Raw genomic sequence first — 5098 nt, forward strand, 5'->3', positions numbered from 1 at the left:
GGCCCGGCCGCACCATGGCCGCCGCGCACGCCGAGCTGCAGCAGCGTCAGGCCGCGGCGGCCGCCGGGCAGTCGGCCGCCTCAGGTGGCCGGGACGGTGCCCCCGACACGGGTGGCGCGGACGGCGCGACCACGGGCGGGGCCCCGCGCCCGCCCCGCGACCTGGGCGCCCGCTTCGGGGCCTTCCACCGCTCCCGGCGCGCCGCCGAGTCCGCCGAGTCCGCCGAGTCCGCCGAAAACACAGAGGCCGCCGACGGGACCGAGCCGCCGCGGGCCGAGTGAACACGCCCCGCCCGTCCGGGGTGCGGCCCGCCCGGGCCGCGTACGCCTCGTACGCCGCACGCGTCCCGCACCTCGCGTACGCCGCGTCCCCAGGGCACCCGACGTACCCCACCCCCGCCCCGAAACCGAAAGGGAGGCACGGGCGTTCGCGCACCCGGTGATCGCCCGAACCGACATGCAGACCACTGACAACAGCCTGAACTGGCTTCTGGACACCCTCCTCGACGGCACCCCCGGCACCCGGCACGCCCTCGTGCTCTCCCGGGACGGCCTGAAACTGTGCTGGAGCCCCGGCCTCGGCCTCGACCAGGCCGACCAGCTCTCCGCGATCTGCTCCGGCATCCAGGCGCTCGCCCAGGGCGCCTCCATGGAGTTCGGCGACGGCACGGGCGGCGTACGGCACTCGATGACCGAGTTCCACGGCGGACTGCTTTTCGTCGTGGAGGCCGGACAGGGCGCGCACCTCGCGGTCATCGCCGACGAGGACGCCGACCCCGGCGTGGTGGGCCACCAGATGAGCCAGCTCGTCTCCCAGATCGGCGAGCACCTGCGGGCCGAGCCGCGCGCCCAGGGCACCGTGAACCCCGGCAAGCCCAGCAGCCCCGGGAGCACGGCCTCGTGACGCGGCGGCCCGTCGACGTGGGCGAACCCGACCGGCTCTACACGGTCACCGGGGGCCGCAGCCGCTCCGACGGCAGCTCCTTCGACCTGGTGACGCTGATCGTCGCCGAGTGCGAACCGGCCGTCGGCCAGCAGTCCGAGCACCGGCGCATCCTCGAACTGTGCCGGCACCCGACGGCCGTCGTGGAGATCGCGGCGGAGCTCTCGCTGCCCATCACCGTCGTCCGCATCCTCCTGGAGGACCTCCAGGCGACCGGCCGCATCACCCCTCGTCATCCCCGCGTGGCGGCCTCCGCCGCGCTCCCCGATTCCGCTCTTCTCACGGAGGTGCTCCATGGGCTCCGCAACCTCTGAGCTGCCCTCGTCCCGGACACCGCTGCGCGACACGGCCGAAACCGGCCTGAAGATCGTCGTGGTGGGCGGCTTCGGCGTCGGCAAGACCACCCTCGTCCGTTCGGTCAGCGAGATCCGCCCGCTCAACACCGAAGAGGTGATGACGCAGGCGGGCGCCGACGTCGACCGCGTACCCGAGTCCACCGGCAAGAACACCACCACCGTCGCCTTCGACTTCGGCCGCATCAGCCTCAACGACCGCCTGGTGCTCTATCTGTTCGGCGCGCCGGGACAGAAGCGCTTCTGGTTCCTGTGGGACCGGCTGTTCTCCGGGACGCTCGGCGCGGTCGTCCTCGTGGACACCCGCAGAATGGACGAGTCCTGGTACGCCATCGACCGGCTCGAACACCACGGCACGCCCTTCGTCGTCGCCGTGAACCGCTTCGACGACGACACGGCCCGCCATTCCCTCGAAGAGATACGCGCCGCGCTCGCGCTGCCGGACCACGTCCCCCTCATCGAGTGCGACGCCCGGGTCCGCTCGTCCGGCAAGGACGTGCTGATCACCCTCGTCGATCACCTCCACCACCTGGCACGGGAACGGGAACTGACAGCATGACCGAAGCGACAGGACCCGTGACCGGGCAGCGGCCGAGCACCCCGCCGCCCGGCTGCCCCGCCCACGCGGCCCACCCCGACGCGGTGCCCCTCAGCGGCCTGGAGTACCAGCAGACGCCCTTCGACCTGTACCGCGACATGCGCGCCAGGCACGGCTCCGTCGCGCCCGTGCTGCTCGACGGCGGCGTGCCCGCCTGGCTCGTCCTCGGCTACTCCGAGGTGTCGTACGTCACCGCGCACGACGAGCTGTTCGCCCGCGACTCGCGGCGCTGGAACCAGTGGGACGACATCCCCGCCGACTGGCCGCTGATGCCGTTCGTCGGCTACCAGCCCTCCGTCCTGTTCACCGAGGGCGCCGAGCACCGCCGCCGCGCGGGCGTCATCACCGAAGCCCTGGAGAGCGTCGACCAGTTCGAGCTCGGCCGCGAGTGCGCGTACATCGCCGACCAGCTCATCGCGTCCTTCGCCGGGCGCGGCAACGCCGAGCTGATGAGCGTCTACACCCACCCCCTCGCCATGCGCGCCGCCGTCCACATGGTCGGCATGCCGCCCGGCGCCGCCGACACCGAGGCCCTCGTCGAGGACCTGCGGATGTCCCTCGACGCGGCCGAGGGCGACGACCCGGTGGCGGCGTACGTCCGCGTCGGCGAGCGCGTCCACCACCTGGTCGAGGAGCGGCGGCGCAACCCCGGGGCCGACGTCACCTCGCGCATGCTGGAGCACCCGGCGGGCCTCTCCGACGAGGAGATCGTCCAGGACCTGATCTCGATCATCGCCGCCGCCCAGCAGCCCACGGCCAACTGGATCTGCAACGCGCTGCGGCTGCTGCTTACCGACGAACGGTTCGCCCTCAACGTCTCCGGCGGCCGGCTGAGCGTCAGTCAGGCACTCAACGAGGTCCTGTGGCTGGACACGCCCACGCAGAACTTCATCGGGCGCTGGGCCGTGCGCGACACCCAGCTCGGCGGGCGCCGCATCCGCGCGGGCGACTGCCTCGTCCTCGGCCTCGCCGCCGCCAACGCCGACCCGCAGATCTGGCCGGGCGCGCAGGTGGGCTCCGAGAACTCGGCCCACCTGTCCTTCAGCAACGGCGAACACCGCTGCCCCTACCCGGCGCCGCTGCTCGCCGACGTCATCGCGCGCACGGCGGTCGAGACGCTCCTGGAGCGCCTTCCGGACCTGGTCCTCTCCGTCGACCCGGGACAGCTCACCTGGCGGCCGTCGATCTGGATGCGCGGCCTCACGGCGCTTCCGGTGCAGTTCACGCCCGTGGCGCAGTGACGGCGGCGGCACGGCGTTGCTCAGCGCGGTACGGGCGTGAACACCACGGGCAGGGACGCCGGTCCCCGGGTGAACACGCCCTGCTCCGAGGGGACGAACCCGTCGGCGAGCCGCAGATCCGGCATGGCGTCCAGGAGTTGATCGACGCCCGTCTCGACCTCGGCACGGGCCAGCAGCGCGCCCACGCAGAAGTGCCGCCCGAGGGCGAACGCGAGGTGGTCGGCCGCCGCGGAGAACGCGGTGGTCGTCGTCAGGTCGTCCCGGAAGATGTCGAAGCGGTCCGGGTTCTTGTAGCGCTCGCCGTCCCGGTTGGCCGAGCCGATGAGGCAGGTCACGGTGGCCCCGGCGGGCAGGGTGCCGCCCGCGAGCTCCACCTCGGCCGCCGTCTGACGCATGATCATGTGGACCGGCGGGGTGTGGCGCAGCGTCTCGGCGAAGGCCCGCTCGATCAGCGAGCGGTCCTCGCGCACGGCGGCGAGCTGCTCGGGGTGCGTGAGCAGGTTCGCGAAGATGCCGGCGATCGCCTTGTCGGTGGTCTCGCCGCCCGCCGCGAGCAGCAGGCTGCAGAACGCCTTGATGTCCTCGTCGCTCATCCGCACCCCGTCGACCTCGGCGGCGCACAGCGTGGACAGCAGGTCGGTGCCGGGGTTCTCCCGGCGCCGGGCGATCACCGGGAACATGTACTCGGCGAACTCCACCCGGGTCCGCTCGCCCGCCGCGGTCACCTCGGGGTCACCCGCGAGGTTGCCGAGGAAGGCGATGACGGTGGTGTACCAGCCGTGGAAGCGGGCGTGGTCGGCCTTGTCCAGGCCCAGCATGTCGGCGATCACGTTCACCGGGAAGCGGGTGGCGTAGTCGGCGACGAGGTCGGCGGAGCCGCGGTCGCGGAACGCGTCGATCAGTTCCTCGGAGTTGCGGCGGATCACCGGCAGGAATGTGTTCTGCAGCTCACTGCCGCGGAAGGCCGGGGCCACCAGGGCGCGGCGCACGGCGTGTTCGCGCCCGCTGAGCTGGAGGATCGTACGACCGTGGACGGGCTCCACTTGCCAGTCGTAGTTCTCGGTGGTGAACTGCGACTCCTTGTCCTTGAAAACGCGGGCGACATCCTCGTAGCGCGACACGATGTAGCTTTTGGTCGGTTCGTGCCACAGCAGCGGGGTGTGTTCCCGCATGGCGCGGTAGACGGGGTAGGGATCGGCCGCGAACTCGGGCGAGAGAATGTCCGGTATCGGCTGAGCAGTGGACACGGGGCTCCTTCGGAGGGCGACTGCCTGGCCGGCCCAGCCTATTGATCAAGGAAAAGAACCGACAGGGTGCGTAGCCCGCCTCCTGTGTCCCACCTGTTCCCCCCCGCTTTCCCCCTGTCATTCCCCCGCATCTCCGGCGTCGCCCGGGGCATACGGGGTTCACACCCCCAACCACTGGAGGCACGCCGTGGAGGCCGAGGTCAGAGCGACGGTGTTCATGGAACTCGAGACCGGCGAGCAGGGCGGCGGGCGCGCGCCCCTGTCCGCCGACTTCGCGTACGCGGCCGCGGATCCCTTCGCGGTCACCATGACGTTCTACTGCGACGGCGACGAGGTGACGCGCTGGCGCCTGGACCGGGACCTGCTCACCGTGGGCTGCGCACGCCCGGCCGGCGAGGGCGACGTGCGCGTCGCACCGACCTCGGACCCGGAGCGCGGCGACGGCGTACGCATCGAACTGCTCGGCACCCCGGGCCCGGCGGGCCGCAGCCACGCCGTGCTGCACGCCGCCGCGGCCGACCTCACCGCGTTCCTGGCCACCGCCCACGCGGTCGTGCCGCCCGGCGAGGAGCGGGTCAGCCTGGACGAACTCCTGGACTGCCTGGGGCAGGACGAGAGCACGTACGGGGAGCACGCGGCGTAGTCCCGCCGGGACGGGAGGACGCGGCGTGGTCCTGCCAGGACGGGAGTACGCGGCGCAGTCGCCGGGACCGGCGG

At 72.4% G+C, this 5098-nt stretch carries 6 protein-coding genes and 1 pseudogene; 6 read left to right on the top strand and 1 reads right to left on the bottom strand.

Annotated elements, in window-relative coordinates; genetic code table 11:
* From IEY91_RS42285 to IEY91_RS03640, 5 genes and pseudogenes are all read left to right on the top strand, one after another.
* Positions 1-281: pseudogene (locus IEY91_RS42285) on the top strand (hypothetical protein); the annotation flags it as partial.
* Positions 282-456: 175 nt separating this feature from the next.
* Positions 457-903, top strand: a complete 447-nt coding sequence (locus IEY91_RS03625) for a roadblock/LC7 domain-containing protein (RefSeq protein WP_164328057.1) — start codon at positions 457-459, stop codon at positions 901-903.
* Positions 900-1256 carry a DUF742 domain-containing protein gene (locus IEY91_RS03630; protein ID WP_164318802.1) on the top strand — a complete coding sequence of 119 codons (357 nt, stop codon included), beginning with the start codon at positions 900-902 and terminating at the stop codon, positions 1254-1256. Before IEY91_RS03625 ends, IEY91_RS03630 begins: the two co-directional genes overlap by 4 nt.
* Entirely contained in the window at positions 1237-1854 is a 618-nt protein-coding gene (locus IEY91_RS03635) for a GTP-binding protein (RefSeq protein ID WP_164318800.1), read from the top strand. The genes IEY91_RS03630 and IEY91_RS03635 overlap by 20 nt, the downstream gene beginning before the upstream one ends.
* The gene (locus IEY91_RS03640; protein WP_189172822.1) at positions 1851-3134 is read left to right on the top strand and encodes a cytochrome P450; all 1284 of its coding nucleotides are present in this window, start codon (positions 1851-1853) and stop codon (positions 3132-3134) included. Before IEY91_RS03635 ends, IEY91_RS03640 begins: the two co-directional genes overlap by 4 nt.
* Positions 3135-3154: 20 nt before the next feature.
* Here IEY91_RS03640 and IEY91_RS03645 read toward each other — a convergent pair whose 3' ends face one another.
* The gene (locus IEY91_RS03645) at positions 3155-4381 is read right to left on the bottom strand and encodes a cytochrome P450 (protein WP_164318795.1); all 1227 of its coding nucleotides are present in this window, start codon (positions 4379-4381) and stop codon (positions 3155-3157) included.
* A gap of 187 nt (positions 4382-4568) precedes the next feature.
* Between IEY91_RS03645 and IEY91_RS03650 the strand changes: the two genes are divergently transcribed.
* Complete coding sequence (locus tag IEY91_RS03650; protein WP_229696690.1) at positions 4569-5024, top strand: SsgA family sporulation/cell division regulator; 456 nt, start codon at positions 4569-4571, stop codon at positions 5022-5024.
* Positions 5025-5098 lie beyond the last annotated feature (74 nt).

It is taken from the genome of Streptomyces lasiicapitis (assembly GCF_014646335.1).
Classification (GTDB): domain Bacteria; phylum Actinomycetota; class Actinomycetes; order Streptomycetales; family Streptomycetaceae; genus Streptomyces; species Streptomyces lasiicapitis.